Annotated in this window: 14 protein-coding genes; 7 read left to right on the forward strand and 7 right to left on the reverse strand. The window is 65.0% G+C overall.

The genetic code is table 11. The features are described from left to right. The first annotated feature begins 18 nt into the window (after positions 1-18). On the forward strand, positions 19-708 hold the full coding sequence (locus J4P02_RS18820) for a phospholipase D-like domain-containing protein (RefSeq protein ID WP_426192970.1): 690 nt from the start codon (positions 19-21) through the stop codon (positions 706-708). Positions 709-737: 29 nt separating this feature from the next. Here the strand turns inward: J4P02_RS18820 and J4P02_RS18825 are convergent, their stop codons facing one another. Both J4P02_RS18825 and J4P02_RS18830 read right to left on the reverse strand, forming a co-directional pair. Continuing rightward, entirely contained in the window at positions 738-2459 is a 1722-nt protein-coding gene (locus tag J4P02_RS18825; RefSeq protein WP_426192972.1) for a hypothetical protein, read from the reverse strand. 69 nt (positions 2460-2528) lie between these two features. Further along, positions 2529-4265, reverse strand: coding sequence for a hypothetical protein (locus J4P02_RS18830; RefSeq protein ID WP_426192974.1), 1737 nt, complete (start codon positions 4263-4265; stop codon positions 2529-2531). Between the two features lie 218 nt (positions 4266-4483). Here J4P02_RS18830 and J4P02_RS18835 point away from each other — a divergent pair, with 218 nt between their 5' ends. The 4 genes from J4P02_RS18835 (at position 4484) to J4P02_RS18850 (ending at position 9017) form a co-directional block, all read left to right on the forward strand. Then, a complete protein-coding gene (locus J4P02_RS18835; RefSeq protein WP_426192976.1) occupies positions 4484-5026 on the forward strand; it encodes a YaeQ family protein in 543 nt (180 codons plus the stop codon). Positions 5027-5084: 58 nt separating this feature from the next. Beyond that, on the forward strand, positions 5085-6794 hold the full coding sequence (recJ, locus tag J4P02_RS18840; RefSeq protein WP_426192977.1) for a single-stranded-DNA-specific exonuclease RecJ: 1710 nt from the start codon (positions 5085-5087) through the stop codon (positions 6792-6794). Positions 6795-7293: 499 nt separating this feature from the next. After that, positions 7294-7671, forward strand: a complete 378-nt coding sequence (locus tag J4P02_RS18845; protein ID WP_426192979.1) for a hypothetical protein — start codon at positions 7294-7296, stop codon at positions 7669-7671. A 239-nt stretch (positions 7672-7910) separates the two neighbouring features. After that, positions 7911-9017 carry an NADH:flavin oxidoreductase/NADH oxidase gene (locus tag J4P02_RS18850; RefSeq protein WP_426192981.1) on the forward strand — a complete coding sequence of 369 codons (1107 nt, stop codon included), beginning with the start codon at positions 7911-7913 and terminating at the stop codon, positions 9015-9017. A gap of 212 nt (positions 9018-9229) precedes the next feature. Here J4P02_RS18850 and J4P02_RS18855 read toward each other — a convergent pair whose 3' ends face one another. Next, positions 9230-10849: a glucan biosynthesis protein D gene (locus J4P02_RS18855; protein ID WP_426192983.1), complete on the reverse strand. Its 1620-nt coding sequence runs from the start codon at positions 10847-10849 to the stop codon at positions 9230-9232. Between the two features lie 200 nt (positions 10850-11049). On the opposite strand from J4P02_RS18855, the gene J4P02_RS18860 reads away from it, so the two are divergent. Then, positions 11050-11583: a GNAT family N-acetyltransferase gene (locus J4P02_RS18860; protein WP_426192985.1), complete on the forward strand. Its 534-nt coding sequence runs from the start codon at positions 11050-11052 to the stop codon at positions 11581-11583. On the opposite strand, the gene J4P02_RS18865 is transcribed toward J4P02_RS18860, so the two are convergent. From J4P02_RS18865 to J4P02_RS18880, 4 genes are all read right to left on the reverse strand, one after another. After that, a complete protein-coding gene (locus J4P02_RS18865) occupies positions 11580-12809 on the reverse strand; it encodes a DUF418 domain-containing protein (RefSeq protein ID WP_426192987.1) in 1230 nt (409 codons plus the stop codon). The two genes, J4P02_RS18860 and J4P02_RS18865, sit on opposite strands and share 4 nt — an antisense overlap. A 152-nt stretch (positions 12810-12961) precedes the next feature. Continuing rightward, on the reverse strand, positions 12962-13978 hold the full coding sequence (locus J4P02_RS18870) for a hypothetical protein (RefSeq protein WP_426192989.1): 1017 nt from the start codon (positions 13976-13978) through the stop codon (positions 12962-12964). 35 nt (positions 13979-14013) lie between these two features. Then, complete coding sequence (locus tag J4P02_RS18875; protein WP_426192991.1) at positions 14014-14457, reverse strand: hypothetical protein; 444 nt, start codon at positions 14455-14457, stop codon at positions 14014-14016. Continuing rightward, positions 14447-14857, reverse strand: a complete 411-nt coding sequence (locus J4P02_RS18880; protein ID WP_426192993.1) for a hypothetical protein — start codon at positions 14855-14857, stop codon at positions 14447-14449. Before J4P02_RS18880 ends, J4P02_RS18875 begins: the two co-directional genes overlap by 11 nt. A 339-nt stretch (positions 14858-15196) precedes the next feature. Between J4P02_RS18880 and J4P02_RS18885 the strand changes: the two genes are divergently transcribed. Beyond that, positions 15197-15913, forward strand: a complete 717-nt coding sequence (locus tag J4P02_RS18885; protein WP_426192995.1) for a tellurite resistance TerB family protein — start codon at positions 15197-15199, stop codon at positions 15911-15913. Positions 15914-16024 lie beyond the last annotated feature (111 nt).

A 16024-nucleotide genomic window follows, 5' to 3' on the forward strand; every position in this document is an offset into this window, starting at 1 on the left:
TTGCTCAAGGAACACGATATGGATTTTGCCCACCTCGACCAGCAGCTGCGCGACAGCCTGCTGGACCTGAAACTGAGCAATGAAGAGCGCGACGAACTGCGCCAGCTGGGCAACGAACTGGGCCAGGACCAGGTGCGCTACATGCGTAACCGGGCCTTCGACCTGGTGCGCGAACTGGCGCTGGCCGACAGCGCCAACCTACTGCCGGCATTGAAATGGCTGGAGCAGGTGGTCAAGACCCTGGACACCAACAGCGCCCCGGTGCGCGACATGGCCAGCGCCCACTTCAGCCCCGGTGAGGACTGCCGGCGCAAGATCCGCGACCTGTGCCGCCAGGCGCGAATCTCGGTGGATATCTGCGTGTTCACCATTTCCGACGACCAACTGAGCGACGAAATCCGCGCCTGCCACCAGCGCGGCGTGGCCGTGCGGGTGATCAGCGACAGTGAAAAGCAGTTCGATGTGGGCAGCGATATCGCCGCTCTACGCGAGGCCGGGGTGCCGGTGCGGATCGACGACACGCCGTTCCACATGCACCACAAGTTCGCCGTGTTCGATGGCCGCACCTTGCTCAACGGCAGCTTCAACTGGACCCGCAGCGCCACCACCGGCAATGAGGAAAACCTGCTGGTGATCGACCATCCGCAACTGGTGGCCAGTTATCTCAAGGAGTTCAACGAACTCTGGAGCCGCTACGCACCGCGTTAAGGTGTGCAGCGGCTGGCCTGGCCAGGGCCTCAGGCGGCGCTCGGGTAGCCCCAGGCGCTTTCGGCGGCCAGGCTGTCGATCAGTTTCTGGCGCAGCTGCTGGGCTTTTTCCGGGGCGCCCTGGCTCAGGGCTTCCAGGGCCTGGTGCAATTGCTGCACCGGGTTTTCGCCAATAAACAGGTTGCGCAGTTCCAGGCCGGCAATCGCCTCCTCGAAACGTTGCTGGCGGATATGCTGTAGCACCATGGCCTGGCTCAATTGGCTGGCATGGGCGGCCTGCTGTTCCAGGCGGGCTTTCAGCGCCAGGGCTTGTGCCTGGTCGTCGATGTAGACGTAGCTCAGCGCCAGCTGTTCCAGGTAGAAGTTTTTCTCCGCAGGCTCCAGCGCTGCATTCTGGCTTTCGTCATCGAGCGCTTGCACGGCCTGGTCCAGCAGTTCGCCGGCTTGCCGGGTCTGTTCCAGGTCGTGCAGCAGCTTGGCCTGCAAGGCCAGTTTCATCGGCCGATCGGTGTAGGCGAGCTGCGGGTTGAGACGGGTCATTTCCTCCAGGCTGCTGCGAATCAGATAGCTGTCGCGGCGCAGGCGCGGCAGGTCGGCCTGCACCCGCAGTTGGGTTTCCAGAACCAGCAGGCGCATCCACGGCCATTGCTCATCGCCACGCATGCCTTCCAGTGCCAGCAAGGCCTGCTCCAGCAGATGGGCGCACCATTGCGGGTGTTCCTCGACGTAGCTACCCCACAGGCAGATCAGGCACCAGATCCGCTGCGAAGTCGAAACGGCGCAGGCCTGCAAGGCCGCCTCGGCCTCGGCCATCTGGTTGCGCGCGACATGCCAATGCAACAAGCCCAGCAGCAGCTCGCTGACGTCGCTCTCCGGCACCTGGGCGATCAGCTGTGCTGCGAGCTCCGGGCGGTCGGCGTCGAGCATCAGCTGGAGCAACGGCGGGTAGTCGAAGTAGTTGTCGGGCTCGGGGTTCTGCGCCAGCAGTTCGAGCCCGGTGGCGAAGTCCCCGGCTTGCATCAGCAGGCTCACGACAATGAGTTGGGCCGACTCGGGCAGTTGTGCGGCCATGGCCGGAAACTGCGCGTCCTGCCCCTGGGCCCGGTATTCGAGCAGGGTCTGTTGCAGTTCATGGCGATCCAGTTCGTTGGCCGGCTGTTGCAGCAGCAGTTGCCAGGCCAGGCCGACGCTGGTGGCGGCTTTATCGGCCAGGCCCACACTGCGTTGCAGGGCCGCCAACTGGCGGTGTTCAGTGGGGGAGTCCGGGCTCAACTGGTCGACGCCGAAGGTCTCCAGCAGCATCCGCGCCTGCTCCTGTTCACCCTTGGCCAACAACAGCGGAATGCGCAGCAGGAGTGCTGAGGGCAGGGGTTGCTGCAGGCGCTCCAGCAGGCTCAGCACCGCTTGCGGGCCGTCGTTGTCGAGCAGGGTCTCGAGCAGTTGGTTCAGCGCCATGGGCTGGTAGGTTTCATCCAGCTCGGCCAGTACCTCCAGGGCCTGTGCCTGGTCGCCTTGCCGGTACAACGCCGTGGGCATTTGCAGCAGCCCCAATTGCCGGGCCTTGCCCGTCAGGCGCTGGGCCAGTTGCAAGCCCACTTGCGGTTCGATGGCACTCAGGTGCGCGGCGCGATTGATCTGCGCCGCCTCGTCCAGGGTGATGCCCAGGTCATTACCGGCGCTGCGCTTGTTGGCATAGACCACCAGCAGCGTGATCACGCCGGTAATCAGCAGCAGGATGACAAGTACTTCCATGATTGAATCTTCCTCGGGTGCGGCTGTTGGCCGGCGACGCGCCCCGCCAAGGGCGCGCAACCGGGGGCCTCAGTTGGTCTGGGAGTTGCGCCAGATCTGGCCGTTGGCAATGCGCGCCATCAGCTGCTGTTTCAGCTCGCCGGCACGTTCGGGGGCACGCTGTTGCAGGTCTGCCAGGGCCTGGTACAGCAGCGACAGGGGCTTCTTGTCGCTGAGCAGCATGCCCAGGTTCAGGCCCTCGATGGCCTGGGTGTAACGCTGATGCTGGATATGGTTGAGCATCAGCTCTTCTTCCAGGATGCGACTGCCCGAATCCTCGGCGTTGAGCCGGTCCTGCAGGGCCTGGGCCTGTTGTACGTCGTCGATGCTCAGGTAGGCGCTGGCGATGTCCTCCAGGTAGAAGCACGCGTCCATCTCATCCACATCCGGCAGCGGCTCGCCATCCAGCAGTTGCACCGCCTGCTCCAGCAGGGTCCTGGCCTGGGCGGTCTGGTCCAGGGCGTGCAGCAGCTTGGCCTGGTCGCACAGGTACAGCAATTGCTCGTCACCGGGCATCTGCTGGCGCAGGCGGTGCATCTCCTCGATGCTGCTGCGCACCAGCCAGCTGTCCCGGCGATGAGCTGGCAGGTGGCTTTGCATCAGTAGCTGGGTTTGCAGGGCCTGCATGCGCAAGCTGTTGTAGAACTCATGGTCATGCTTGTGGCCGTCGATCAGTTGCAGGGCCTGGGCCAGCAAGGCCGCGGTCCATTGCGGCTGTGCCTGGTGCAACTCATTGCAGAGATCGAGCATCAGCCCCGGACGCTGCGACTCATGGCTGGCTCGCTGCTGCAGCAGGGCCTCGGCTTCGGCGGTCTGGCCCTGGGCCGCCAGATGGTTCAGCAGTTGCAGCAGCAGGCTGTGCTGGTGCATCTCGGGGCTCAGGTCCAGCAGGCGCAGGGCAGTTTCGATTGGCTGGCGTTTCAGGGCCGAGTCCATCAGGTCGCTGTAGGTCGAGGAGTGAAGGCTGCCGTTGTCGGCCAGCAAGCCGAAGGCCGGCTCCAGATTGCCGGCATCGAACAGGGCGATCAGCGCCTGCACCTGTTCCTCGGCCGGCAGTTCGGCCGAGTGGGCCAGAATCCGCTCGGCCTGCCCTTGGGTGGCGAAGGCCTCGAACAGGCTGCGCAGCACGCTGTGATAGCGCTCCTGCCCGGGCTGCTGGAAGCTCGCCCAGGCCTGTTCGAGGCTGATCAGCGCGGCGTCGTGCATGCCCGCCTGAAATTGCAGGCGCGACAGCATCAGCTGATTGCCGATGCTCTGGCGTTCATGGGCCTCCGGGTTTTTCGGGTCGCCAAGCTCGCCGAGCAGGGCCAGGGCGCGCTCCTGTTCACCGCGGGCCTGGAGGATCGGCACCTGCAGCAGCGGCCAGCTGGGCAGGGATTCGCCCCAGTGCTCCAGGAGTTCCAGGCAGGCCTGGGTATCCTGGGTTTCGAGCAGCGTCTCAATCAGGCTATTGAGCACGTAGTCCCGGGCGTGGGGCGGCAGTTGCTGGTAGATCGCCGTGGCCTGGGCCTTGTGCCCAGCCACATAGAGCTCGCTGGCCACCAGTTGCAGGGCCAGATGCTGTGCTTCGCCTTCCGGCAGTTGCTGCGCCAGTTCTAGGGCCAGCAGCGGCTCGGCCTTGCTCATCAGCAGGGTCTGATTGATCTGGGCGGTGAGGTTGCCGGTCTGCTCCAGGTACTGGTCCTGGTCGGCGGATTTCTGCCGGAAGTAGAGGATCACTGCAATGAACAGCAGCACGAGGACAAGCAAGGTGACAAAGAGGGTCATGGACGTCCTTTTCTATTGCGCACGGCTCTGGCGCGATGCGCGCCAGCCGGTTTGCGCGGGGTTATAAAGCCATGGCTACGCCCTGGCAACCGACTTTACCCAGGCAATGGGTAACAGCGGATGTCATCCAGGGCCGGGCTGGCCCGGTCAGCGGTCGGGCAGTGCGGCGGGTTTCGGGTTAGACTTGCCGCCTTTTCGCACACTCAAGAAGCCCGCACATGGCCCAGCCGTCCACCACCTACAAATTTGAACTGAACCTCACCGACCTCGACCGCGGGGTCTATGAAAGCGTCAAGCAAACCATCGCCCGTCACCCTTCGGAAACCGAAGAGCGCATGACCGTGCGCCTGCTGGCCTACGCCTTCTGGTACAACGAGCAACTGTCGTTCGGTCGTGGTCTGTCGGATGTGGATGAGCCGGCCCTGTGGGAAAAGAGCCTGGATGACCGCGTGCTGCACTGGATCGAAGTCGGCCAGCCGGACGCCGATCGCCTCACTTGGTGCTCGCGCCGTACCGAGCGCACCAGCCTCTTGGCCTACGGCAGCCTGCGGGTGTGGCAGACCCGGGTGGTGGACGCGGTGAAAAACCTGAAGAACCTGAACATCGCCGGTGTGCCCCAGGACGTGCTGGAGACCCTGGCTAAGGACATGCCGCGAGTGATCAAGTGGGACGTGATGATCAGCGAAGGCACGATCTTCGTCACCGACGATCGCGGCCAGCATGAAGTCCAGCTCGAATGGCTGCTGGGCGACCGCGGCTGATCGCCCATTCCCGACCCCGCTCGATCCACCGTATTTGAAGAGAAGTTGCTGTTAGCCCATGCGTATCGAACCCCGTGAGTTGCCCGCCGTCCTGCCCTTTCTCGGCGATCTGCCGCCGTTGCTGACCCGTCTCTACGCCGCCCGTGGCGTGCAGTCGGTGGAGGAGCTGGACAAGAGCCTGGCGCGGCTGATTCCGTTCCAGCAACTCAAGGGCATCGACGCCGCGGTGGACCTGCTGGTGGCCGCCCTGGACCAGCGCCAGCGCATCCTCATCGTCGGCGACTTCGATGCCGACGGCGCCACCGCCAGCACCGTGGGCCTGCTGGGCCTGCGCTTACTGGGCGCGGCCCATGTCGACTACCTGGTGCCCAACCGCTTCGAATACGGCTACGGCCTGACCCCGGAAATTGTCGCGGTGGCGCTGCAGCGTGAGCCGCAGCTATTGATCACCGTGGACAACGGCATCTCCAGCGTCGAAGGCGTGGCCGCGGCCAAGGCCGCGGGCTTGCAGGTACTGGTGACCGACCACCACTTGCCCGGCCCCGAGCTGCCGGCGGCGGACGCCATCGTCAACCCCAACCAGCCGGGCTGCGAATTCCCGAGCAAGGCCCTGGCAGGGGTCGGGGTGATCTTCTACGTATTGATGGCCTTGCGGGCGCGGCTGCGCAGCCTGGGTCGCTACGACAGCCGGCCACAGCCGAATATCGGCGAGCTGCTGGACCTGGTGGCCCTGGGCAGCGTGGCCGACGTGGTGCCCCTGGACGCCAACAACCGCATCCTGGTGCACCAGGGCCTGGAGCGGATTCGCGCCGGCCGGGCACGACCGGGGCTCAAGGCGATTCTCGAAGTGGCCAAGCGCGATCACTCGCGCATCACTTCCACCGACCTGGGCTTTATCCTCGGCCCTCGCTTGAACGCGGCCGGGCGCCTGGACGACATGAGCCTGGGCATCGAGTGCCTGCTCAGCGATGACACCTCGGCGGCGCGGGCCATGGCTGCCCAGCTGGATGAGCTGAACCAGGACCGCAAATCCATCGAGCAGGGCATGCAGCGCGAAGCCCTGGCCCAGCTCAAGGACTTGCCGGTGGAATCCATGCCGTTCGGCCTGTGCCTGTTCGATGCCGACTGGCACCAGGGGGTGATCGGGATTCTTGCCTCGCGCCTCAAAGAGCGTTACCACCGCCCGACCATCGCCTTTGCCGATGCCGGCGACGGCATGCTCAAGGGCTCGGCGCGTTCGGTGCCGGGCTTTCATATTCGCGATGCCCTGGATGCCGTGGCGGCGCGCCATCCGCAGCTGATCAGCAAGTTCGGCGGTCACGCCATGGCCGCCGGCCTGTCGCTGCCGGAGTCGAACTTCCCGGCCTTCGCCGAAGCCTTCGACGCGGAAGTGCGGCGCCAGCTGCAAGAGGAAGACCTTACCGGACGCCTGCTGTCGGACGGCAGCCTGGCGGTGGAGGAATTCCACCTGGAGCTGGCCCGCGCCCTGCGCCACGCCGGCCCTTGGGGCCAGCATTTTCCCGAGCCGATGTTCCATGGCGTGTTCGAACTGGTGGAGCAGCGCATCGTCGGCGAACGCCACCTGAAGGTGGTGCTGCGCAGCGAATGCGGCTCGCTGAAACTGGACGGCATCGCCTTCGGCATCGACCGCGAAGTTTGGCCCAACCCGACCATTCGCTGGGTGGAACTGGCGTACAAGCTCGACCTCAACGAGTTCCGTGGCCAGGAAACCGTGCAGTTGCTGATTGCCCATATCGAGCCGCGCTAAGGGGCGCTGCGAGCACTCAGCGCTATAGCAAAAATCACCTGTGGCGAGGGAGCTTGCTCCCGTTGGGGCGCGCAGCGGCCCAAATAATGGGACTGCTATGCCCCGGAGCGCCGGCCGATCCAGCGGGAGCAAGCTCCCTCGCCACACAAGTGCGGTGCTTGTCCTTAGCTGACTGTCAGTGGGCGGTGCGGGCGGTTTTGCCAGACTTTGGGAAAGCGGGCTGGCGGCATGTCTCTTTCTTTTGTAAGGCGACTCCGAGATGAGCAGGAGCACTTGTAACGCGAACGCTCGATGACTAGCCTGCGGTAGTCGCTGCGAGTCAGCGACCGGGTTTAGCAGCTCGAGTCCAAGTAACGCCAGCATTGCCACTTATACAGCGCATGTCGTTGTGTTCCGTTATGGCCGCTGTGCGTGGGGGCACCTTCGGGTGCGCCGGCGACTTGGCCTGGCCTGATAACCCGCGTACCGCTGCCGTAACTCCAGGCTAAGGAGTTACCTCATGAAAAAAACTGTCCATGATTCACTGTCCGACTTTGTTCACCCCCGTAGAAACCCCTCCCACGATCTGGCCAATGAAACCGTGCGCCATGCCCTGGCCAACAGCGGCGTAAAGGGCTCGCTGATCGCGACACTGCACCCCACCGCCGCCGGCCCTGCGGGCCCCGATAACCCCTTCTCTGTGCGCGCAGGTATCAGTGCCGAAGAAGCGCTGCTGCATGTGTCCATGCTGCTCAAGGCCGCCGAGGAGGTGTCGGATGAAATCACCGAGCATGCCAGCGGCGTGGAGCGCGGCCTGATCTGGTCCCTGGTGCATTCGGTGGAAATGGCCCGTGGCGTGGTGGATGCCTTGCTCGATGGCAATCGCCGCGCCCCATAGGGTTGAGGCGGCCCTGGCCGCTGCCGCTGGCGGCGGCCAGGGCACAGGTTTTTTTCCCCGGGGCGCATCAGGAACTCGGCTTGGCGCAAGGTTGTCGACTAGTCTCTAAGCACTGTCTGATTGGCCTTGTGACTTTTTTGTCATCCATCTTCCCGCGGGGGCGGGCGCTTCACTTCGCCGTCACTTGTCGACCGTTCAAACAGATCCCTGGAGCCTGACCACTGATCGAGAGGTGCCCCATGAGTCTGCTGCTTGAACCCTATACCCTGCGTCAACTGACCCTGCTCAACCGCATCGCGGTTTCACCCATGTGCCAGTACTCCTCGGTGGACGGGCTGGCCAATGACTGGCACCTGGTGCACCTGGGCAGCCGCGCGGTGGGGGGCGCCGGGTTGATCTTTACCGAGGCCACGGCAGTCACCGCCGAAGGCCGGATCACCGCCCAGGACCTGGGCCTGTGGAACGATGCGCAGATCGAGCCGCTGCAGCGCATCACCCGTTTCATCACCGCCCAGGGCGCGGTGGCCGGCATCCAGCTAGCCCATGCCGGGCGCAAGGCCAGTACCCATCGGCCCTGGCTGGGCAAGCCCGGCAGCATCAAGCCCGAGGACGGTGGCTGGGTGCCGGTGGGGCCGTCGAAAATCGCCTTCGACCCGCAGCACACGCCGCCCACCCAGCTTGACGAAGGGCAGATCGCCGAGGTGATCCAGGCCTTTGTCGACGCTGCCAAACGGGCCCTGGTGGCGGGTTTCAAGGTGGTGGAAGTGCACGCCGCCCATGGCTACCTGCTGCATCAGTTTCTTTCGCCCCTGAGCAATCAGCGTCAGGACCAATATGGCGGTTCCTTTGAAAATCGCATCCGCCTGGTGCTGCAGGTGACCGCGGCGGTGCGCGAAGTGTGGCCCGAGGAGTTGCCGCTGTTTGTACGGGTGTCGGCCACCGACTGGGTGGAGGACGGCTGGAACCCCGACGAAACCGTGGAGCTGGCGCGGCGCCTCAAGGACCTGGGGGTGGACCTGATCGATGTGTCTTCCGGCGGCACCTCGGCCAATGCCGAGATTCCTACCGGCCCGGGTTACCAGACGCGCTTTGCCGAGCGGGTGCGCAAGGAGTCGGGGATCGCCACCGGCACCGTGGGAATGATCACCGAACCGGCCCAGGCCGAGCACATTCTGCGCACCTGTCAGGCGGACATCATCTTCCTGGCCCGTGAGTTGCTGCGCGACCCTTACTGGCCATTGCACGCCGACGATGACCTGGGCGGGCGCCAAGCCACCTGGCCGGCGCAGTACCAGCGGGCGACCCATAGGGACCAGCCGATTCATGAGTCGGATCTGCGCGAGTAGCAATCGGGGAATGAAAAAACGCCGCTTTATCTCACGATAAAGCGGCGTTTTTTTGCCTCTGAAGTGGCGAGGGAGCTTGCTCCCGCTCGGTCGCGCAGCGGCCGTAAAGCCTGAGGGCGCGGTGTGGGCTTGGTCGCCGATGATGGTGGCCATGGGGGGCGACAGGTCGCCCCAGCGGGAGCAAGCTCCCTCGCCACGATCATTGGCTTGGATCACGGGTATTTGCGCTTGTCCGCTGCCGGTGGGAAGTACTGGTACAGCCAGGTTTCGCTCAGGGTGCGGTCGTTGCTGCGGATAAACAGCCGCAGTTCCACCGGGTCGGTGCTGTCATTGGTGGGGTACCAGTCGAAGAGGATGCGGTAGCCCTTGATCTCGTCCAGCACCAGCACGCTGAAATCCTTGACCTGACCATTGGACGCGGTGACCACCGGCTCGATGCCGGTGCCCGCCGGCAGGCGATCGAGGCCGCCGCCGGTGAAGTCCACGGCAAAGCGCCGGGCCCAGACTTCCGGGTAATGCTCGCCCGGCGCCCAGCCTTCAACGAAGCCGCCCATGCCGGAACGGGTGGCGTGCACCCGCGCCAGGGGTGTGCCCACGGGCGGTAGGGCGCTCCAGTAGAGCTTGTAGCCGTAGTTCAGCGAATCGCCGGCGGCTACCGGTTTTTTCGGGGTCCAGAAGGCCACGATGTTGTCCATGGTCTCGCCGGTGGTGGGGATCTCCAGCAGGTCGACGCTGCCTTCGCCCCAGGCGGTGGTGGGCTCGACCCACAGGCTCGGGCGCCGGCTGTACCAGTCCACGGTGTCCTGGTAGCTGGCGAACTCGTGGTCGGTCTGCACCAGGCCGAAGCCTTTCGGGTCCTTGTCGGCGAAGGCGTTGAACTGCAGGGTTGCCGGGTTGTTCAGCGGCCGGCAGATCCACTCGCCATTGCCGCGCCACATGGCCAGGCGGTCGGAGTCGTGGATCTGCGGGTGAATGGTGTCGCACATGCGCCGCTCGTGGGTGCCGCAGCTGAACATGCTGGTCATCGGCGCGATGCCCAGTTGCTCGATGGCGGTGCGCGCGTTGACGTGGGCGTCGATCTCCATCACCACCCGCTCGGCCTGGCAGTCGATGTCGAAGCGGTAGGCGCCGGTGGCGCTGGGCGAATCCAGCAGGGCGTAGACCACGAAGCGGGTGCTGTCCTTGTCCGGGGTCTCGAACCAGAACTGGGTGAAGTCGGGGAATTCCTCACGCTGCTTGGCATAGGTGTCGATGGCCAGGCCGCGGGCCGAAAGGCCGTACTGGCCGGTGGCGTCCACCGCACGGAAGTAGCTGGCGCCGAGGAAGGACACCACGTCGTGGCGGTCCAGTTCCGGGGCCTTGAACAGCTTGAACCCGGCAAAGCCCAGGTCGCCCTTGAGCTGGGCGGTGTCGACGCTGGTGTTCTGGTAGTTGAACAGCGAAGGGCGGAAGTGCACCTCGCGGGCCAGGCGGGTCTTGGGGTCGACGCTGTGCATGCGCACCGGCTGCTTGAAGCCCATGCCGACGTGGAAGAACTGCACGTCCAACTGGCCGTTCAGCTCGTTCCACAGCGAATGCTTGGCGTCGTACTGAATGGCATTGAAGTTCTGCGGGGTCATCTTCGCCAGGGTCGGCGGCAGCACCTGCTTGGTGTCCTGGTACCCCGTGCCGGCCAGTTGCTTGGCCTGGGCCTTGAGGCGCTCGAAATCGAAGGCCTGGGCCTCGCCGTCGGCAGTGCCGGCCCAGGCTTGGGCGGCCAGCAGCCCGCTGGCCGAGAGGCCGGTATAGGCCGCCAGGGCCATGGAAGCTTTGAGAAGATGCCTGCGGTGCATGGTTGAACCTTGTTCAGGGAAAGATCCGCAGCCGTTCCTGGCTGCACTGAGGGATCGCGGGGTGAGGTTCGGTCATGCCATCGGCCAAACGCAACGGACTATAAACAGATGCCGGATAGAATAAACGGTTCGCCAGACGGCGAAAATTGCTTAGCTTGTGTCCATTGGTAACCAAACCACCCCTTCAGGAACCGGCCCCCATGCTGCACCCGCGTTTGCTTGTCGAAGCCGATATTGCCTTGCTCAAACTGATCGATCGCGCCGAGATCATCGACGCGTTCTACCGTGTGCAGGAGGGGCGCCTGTTGCGCTATGCCCAGCATGAGGTGGTGCTTGGCTGGCCGGCCGGCGAAGCCGAGCATGACGCGCTGATCTTGCAGCAGTGTTACCGGCGCGGCGGCTGGCTCTATGGCTTTTTCGACGAGGGCGCGCTGGTGGCGGCGGCGGTGGTGGATTGCCTGCCCATCGAGTGCGCCGGGCTGGACCTGCGCCAGTTGAAGTTCCTGCATGTGAGCCAGGCCTATCGCGGCCAGGGCCTGGGCCGGCAGCTTTTCGCCCTGGCCCGGGAGCAGGCCCTGGCCATGGGCGCCCAGGGCCTGTATGTGTCGGCCACGCCATCGCAGCATACGGTGGACTTCTACCTGGGCCTGGGCAGTGAGCTGCTTGCCACCCCGGACCCACAGCTACTGGCGCTGGAGCCCGAAGACATCCACCTCTGTTTGCGCCTGGTTTAAACCTCGGGGCGCTTGCGCCAGTTTGGCCAGGCGCCCAGGGTGACTGCCCGCAGCAGCCATTCGCAGGGGCCGTACTGGTGAGTGCGCAACCAGCGGGCGCTGAGTTGCATCTGCAGCAGGTAGAGGGCAATCACCAGGAACGGTATCCACAGCGGCGACAACTGGTTGACCAGCCCCAGGCCGTAGCCGGTGAACAGCAGGCTGAGCAGCAGCGATTGCAGCAGGTAGTTGCTCAGGGACATGCGCCCCAAGGGTGCCAGCCGTTGGCACAGACGCTGGCCCAGGGGCGTGTCGAAGGCCTTGAGCAACAACAGGGCGTAGCTGACCGAGAGCAGCGGCGCGGTCAGCTGGCTGATGCCGTAGCCGATCACCTCCAGGCCACCGCCGGGGGCATAGGCGGCCCAGTAACCGTAGAGCAGGGCGCCACCCAGCCCCAGCGGCAGGGTGATCGCCAGCAGCCGAGGCAGCCTGGGGGCAAAGCGGTAGGGCGCCACCAGCAGGCGCCGGCGCCCGGCCACATAACCCAGCAGGAACATTCCCAGGGTGCTCGGGCCTTGCAGCAGCCACAGCGCTGAAACGGTATCCAGCAGGTGGCTAGCGTTGTAGACCAGGGTGTCCAGGGCGCTGCCGGCCAGGGCCATGTCCTTGAGCAGCGCTTCGCCATCGGGCCCGCCGCTGTAGACCCCGGCATCCAGCAGCGCGGCACCGAACCACAGCATCAACAGTGCCGTGCTTATGATCAGCAGCAGCGCCAGGCTTGCCGCCCAGCGCGCCGAGAGCCCGCGCAGCATCAGCAGCACCAGGCCCAGCAGGGCGTACAGGGAGAGGATTTCGCCATAGAACAGCAGTGCGCCATGCACCAGGCCGATGGCCAGCAAGGCCAGCTGGCGCCGTAGCATGCGTGGCACGAAGGGTTGCCCCGAGCGCTCGGCGGAGGCCAGTTGCAAGGTGAAGCTGTAGCCGAACAGGAAGGAGAACAGCAGGTAGAACTTGGCCTCGAACAACACCGAGACCAGCCAGCGGATCAGGTAATCCAGCTCGCTGGCGTAGTGCGGGTTGCTGCTGGACGAGGCGTAGTAAGGGTCGGCGAAGGACCAGATGTTAACCGCCAGGATGCCCAGCAGGGCAAAGCCGCGCAGGGCATCCACCTGGTCCAGGCGTGCCGCTTGAGCGGCTATCGGCGTGGCCCTGGCGGCAGTGGCCGGGTGAGCGGAAACGGGGAGCATTGCACGGCCTGGCGGTTGTTTGAGGGGGCTCAATTAACGCAAGCAGGCCTGTGCCGGGCAATCAAACTCTTGTGAAAAAAAGTCAAAACCTGTGCATCCGGGTTCAGCCGCAATAGGTGGCGAGGGAGCTTGCTCCCGCTGGGCCTCAAGCCTTACGCCTGCGGCGGCTCATTCAGGCAGCGTCCGCCTGCGGCAGGCATCTCGCCCTTGCGGGTCCACCAGGTCATGGGCCAGAGGCTTTCCAGGTCGCCGCGCTTGAGTGCCTGTTGATGGCAGTCCAGGGCCTTGACCGGGTCGGCCTTGCCCCAGCGACCCTCGGCATAGAAGCTGCCCAGGTAGTGGTAGGCGCTGGCGGAGTCCTGCTCCCGGGCGATGCGTTGCAGGATTGCTTCGGACTTGCCCGGGTTTTGGCAGCTTTCAGCGTCGGTATCGACCTGCGGATAGCAGTAGTACATGGACAGCATCAGCGCGGCCTCCACATCGTTCTGGGCATAAGGCAGCAGCAATTGCTCCGGCTCGCCGGGCTTGAGCTCCGGGGCCATGCCCGAGAAGCCCAGGCTCACCGCCTGCACCGCAGCCTTGGCCGAACCCTTGTGCGCGGCATCCAGCAGGATGCGCTGGCCCAGTTCGAAGAAATAGGTGGTCAAGGGGTACTGTTCGCGGCCGCCATAGCCGAGAAACAGGTCGGCCTTGCGCATCTGCCGCTGCAGGGCGCTTTCATTGGCCGGGGCCTGCCGGTCGAGCAGGCCGTCCATCGACCATTGCTCCACCCGCACCAGTTGCCAGCAGGCCGCCCGCTCGAACACGAAGGCTTGCACCACATCGCCCAGGGGGTCGTTCACCACCAGGGTCTTGTCGTCCCAGAAACTGTGCAGCCCGGCCTGGGCTTGGGCCTTGGCATCGAGCAGGGTCAGCAGATGGCGGTTGTCGCCGGTCAATTTGTAGCGTGCGGTCACTTCCCGGCCACGGTCGTCCAGCACCGGCCGCTGTTCGACCAGCGGCGTGGCGATAAACGCCTGTTGCAGCTCGGGGCTGGCGGCAAAGGCCTGGACAAAGGTCGGCAGGTCGTTGGACGGGCAGGCAGGGGCGTCGGCCAGGCTGGCCTGGGCGCTGGCGCCGAGCAGCAGGCCCAGGGCGATGCGCAAGGCAGGGGTGAACAGGGTGGGCATGGGCAGAGTCTTCCGGGAAATTGGGGCGCCAGGGGTCATTGGCTCTCGGGGTCGCAGTACAGCACCGAGTGTTCGGGGTGCTGGCGGTCGGCGATCAGCAGCGGGCGCTGGCGGCCATCGCCGAAGAATTCGCGGCCAAGGCGTGCGCGAACCACCTCGACGGAGTCTTTGAGGTACAGGGCATGCACTGAAAACGGCCCCCGGTAGGGGATCATCACCGCGCTCACCGCCAGGCCCTGGTAGCTGTCCTCGACACAGTAGCGGGCGGCCTCGTCGAGCTCGCAGGGCTGCAGTTGGCGCTCGCTGAAGTAAGCGCCCCGGGGCTGGTGGTCATTGGGGTCGAGGTAGACATCCTCGACGCTGCACGTGGCCAGGCCGGCAAATTGCTGGTCTAGGCTGGTGGCCAGCGCGGGGCGGCCGAGAATCGCCAGCAGGGCAGTGCAACACAGGGCGGCGATCTTGCCGGGTTCAACGCTCATTGGGTAACCCCTGGCGATAGCACAGACGGCACAGCCAATGCGTTAGCCAGATGGCCAGCAACGGCGGCACCGTCATCAGCAAACAGTAGATGTAGCCGCGAATCGGGTGGTCGGGAAACATCGCCCAGGCGGTGAACAGCGCCAGGGCGCCCGTCAGGCCCAGCTTGACCTTGAGGTTGGGGGTCAGGGCCACCAGGAAGCTGACCACAACCAGCAGTTGCAGCAGCAGTTCCACCATCATGCCCAGGCCGAAGCCCTTGGCGATGGAGCCGAAATGGCTGCGGTAGAAGCCTACGCCCCACAGATGCGCCAAATAGAACAGCAGCGGTGGCACTGAGTGAACCAGCACGCCGATGCTGATGCGCACCGCGTGATAGCGGCCGATGGCGTCCAGGCTCATGGGCGGCGCTCGCGCAAACAGGCGGGGGTATGACGGGGCATGGGCGCATCCTTGCTGCCGGAAGGGATTGAGTGATCCCAAGCCGTGGCGCCAGGGTTTTCAGGCGGCGGATAGTGCCGTAAGTCGCGGCGCTTATCCAGCCTGCCCATGCAGGATTTAGAAGGCGCACATGGGGCGTTTACCCGTCCTGAGGGCGTAGGGTGCGTTGGTGCAGGATGTGCAGGATGTGCAGGATAAAGCAACATTCAGAAGCACTATCGCGCCCCTGCTGGTGGGCACTTCTCTCTAGGCTTACGGCCTTATCTGTCGATACGACAGCCGATTTTCCGGAGGCAGCAGATGAATACCCGTGGATTGCTCGATCAATTGCTCAGGTCTGGCCAGGAGATGTTGCAGAAACAGGCGGGCTCAACCCCCAGCCACAGCGGCAAGGCCCCGCAGGGTGGGCTCGGCGACCTGCTCGGCGGCAAGGCCGGCGCGCTGTTGTCCGGCGCCGGTGGCGGGGCCCTGGCGGCTGGTGCCATGGGCTTGTTGCTGGGCAACAAGAAGGCCCGCAAGTTTGGCGGCAAGGCCCTGACCTACGGTGGCCTGGCCGCCCTCGGGGTACTGGCCTACAAGGCCTATGGCAACTGGCAGGCGCAGCAGGGCACGGCCCCGCGCAACGAACCGCAGACTTTGGATCGGCTACCGGCGCCCCAGGCCGAGCAGCACAGCCAGGCGATTCTCAAGGCGCTGGTGGCGGCGGCCAAGGCCGACGGTCATGTGGATGAGCGTGAGCGGGCGCTGATCGAGGGCGAGTTCAGCAAGCTCGACAACGACCCGCAGTTGCAGCAGTGGCTGCACAGCGAGCTGAACAAACCGCTGGACCCGGCGGATGTGGCCCGCGCTGCGCACACCCCGGAAATGGCCGCCGAGATGTACCTGGCCAGCGTGCTGCTGGTGGACGAAGAGCACTTTATGGAGAAGGCCTACCTGGACGAGCTGGCGCGCCAGCTGCAACTGCCTCCCGGGCTCAAGGCCGAGCTGGAGAATCAGGTGCGCCAGGGCGGCCATTAAGGCGCCTGGCGCCAGGAATGGCGGTTCTGTCTGGGGGATTTGCCGAAATGCCTTGCAGGCTTGAGCAAAGGCTCGCTGAACCGTCATCCAGAGCGGCTGCAGCCAGGTGCT

Origin of the sequence: Pseudomonas sp. NFXW11, from assembly GCF_049887815.1 — a bacterium.
Taxonomy (GTDB): domain Bacteria; phylum Pseudomonadota; class Gammaproteobacteria; order Pseudomonadales; family Pseudomonadaceae; genus Aquipseudomonas.

Bases quoted from the DNA above. Each gene is read 5' to 3' on its own strand.
- J4P02_RS18820 (WP_426192970.1), top strand. From the start codon at position 19: ATGGATTTTGCCCACCTCGACCAGCAGCTGCGCGACAGCCTGCTGGAC.
- J4P02_RS18825 (WP_426192972.1), bottom strand. From the start codon at position 2,459: ATGGAAGTACTTGTCATCCTGCTGCTGATTACCGGCGTGATCACGCTG.
- J4P02_RS18830 (WP_426192974.1), bottom strand. From the start codon at position 4,265: ATGACCCTCTTTGTCACCTTGCTTGTCCTCGTGCTGCTGTTCATTGCA.
- J4P02_RS18835 (WP_426192976.1), top strand. From the start codon at position 4,484: ATGGCCCAGCCGTCCACCACCTACAAATTTGAACTGAACCTCACCGAC.
- recJ (WP_426192977.1), top strand. From the start codon at position 5,085: ATGCGTATCGAACCCCGTGAGTTGCCCGCCGTCCTGCCCTTTCTCGGC.
- J4P02_RS18845 (WP_426192979.1), top strand. From the start codon at position 7,294: ATGAAAAAAACTGTCCATGATTCACTGTCCGACTTTGTTCACCCCCGT.
- J4P02_RS18850 (WP_426192981.1), top strand. From the start codon at position 7,911: ATGAGTCTGCTGCTTGAACCCTATACCCTGCGTCAACTGACCCTGCTC.
- J4P02_RS18855 (WP_426192983.1), bottom strand. From the start codon at position 10,849: ATGCACCGCAGGCATCTTCTCAAAGCTTCCATGGCCCTGGCGGCCTAT.
- J4P02_RS18860 (WP_426192985.1), top strand. From the start codon at position 11,050: ATGCTGCACCCGCGTTTGCTTGTCGAAGCCGATATTGCCTTGCTCAAA.
- J4P02_RS18865 (WP_426192987.1), bottom strand. From the start codon at position 12,809: ATGCTCCCCGTTTCCGCTCACCCGGCCACTGCCGCCAGGGCCACGCCG.
- J4P02_RS18870 (WP_426192989.1), bottom strand. From the start codon at position 13,978: ATGCCCACCCTGTTCACCCCTGCCTTGCGCATCGCCCTGGGCCTGCTG.
- J4P02_RS18875 (WP_426192991.1), bottom strand. From the start codon at position 14,457: ATGAGCGTTGAACCCGGCAAGATCGCCGCCCTGTGTTGCACTGCCCTG.
- J4P02_RS18880 (WP_426192993.1), bottom strand. From the start codon at position 14,857: ATGAGCCTGGACGCCATCGGCCGCTATCACGCGGTGCGCATCAGCATC.
- J4P02_RS18885 (WP_426192995.1), top strand. From the start codon at position 15,197: ATGAATACCCGTGGATTGCTCGATCAATTGCTCAGGTCTGGCCAGGAG.